Here is a 939-nt window from a genome sequence, read left to right as displayed (position 1 = left end):
CGGCATGACCGGCCGATCCGCCGATTTTAGGCCGATTTTAGACAGACTCCTCCTCATGCCGGCTTTCCGCCAGGTGGATAGAGGGCGCCGACCATGGTCCGCAGATTGTAGGCGCAGGCGGCTAGTATGCATTGCGTGCGGTTGGCGGCGAGGTTGAAGAAGCGCAGGCGCCGCATGCCGTAGCGCTCCTTGAACACAGCAAAAGGCCGCTCCACAGCCGCCCGCACCTTGGCGATCAACCGGTTACGCAGCTTCTGGCGCGCCGGCAACTCGGGATGATGCTTGTTGGGCCGCCGCATCAGCCGGTCCTTGATCCCGGCCTTGGCCAGCCGATCATGCCTGGCATGGGTGTAGTAGGCCTGATCGCCATAGGCCGCCTTCTCATCGCCGCAAACCAGATTGTCGGCCGCCTCGGTGTCGGTGATCGAGGCGTCGCTTACCTCGACACGCCGGATCATGGTGTGCTCCTGGTCGGCGCCGATGTGCATCTTGTAGCCGAAGGTGCTCTTGTTGCCCTTCTTGCCCCAGCGCGCGTCCTTGTCGGCCGACGGCTTGGCCGGGCCCTGGTGGCCCTTCTTCGGCTGCTTGGGCGGCCGCCCACGGGCCTGCAGGAACGTCGCATCGACTAAGGTGCCGCGCTTGACGATCAGGCCCTTCGTCTCCAGCTGGCGGTTGATCTCCTCAAACACCTTGTCGATCAGCCGCTCGCGCGTCAGTTCCTCGCGGAAGCGCCACAGTGTCGAATGATCGGGCGTACGGTCCGAAAGGCTGAAGCCGGCAAAGCGGCGAAACGACAGCCGGTCACGGATCTGAGCCTCCAATGCCGGATCGCTCAGCCCGTGCCACACGCCCAGCAAAAGACAGCGCACCAGCGCCTCCGCCGGGTAGCTGGTGTTGCCCGAGCCGGGACCGCTGCGCTGACCCAGCAATGTTCGGATC

At 64.7% G+C, this 939-nt stretch carries 1 protein-coding gene; it reads right to left on the bottom strand.

What is annotated here, in order from left to right; translation table 11 throughout:
* Window positions 1-53: 53 nt before the first annotated feature.
* On the bottom strand, window positions 54-939 hold an 886-nt coding region (locus tag NKK47_RS35025; RefSeq protein ID WP_352579931.1), incomplete at its 5' end, for an IS5 family transposase.

The organism is Mesorhizobium sp. M0019 (assembly GCF_040323975.1).
Lineage (GTDB): Bacteria > Pseudomonadota > Alphaproteobacteria > Rhizobiales > Rhizobiaceae > Mesorhizobium.
The sequence above is the reverse complement of the archived record's forward strand: the minus strand, read 5'-3'. Positions and strand labels throughout refer to the sequence as shown.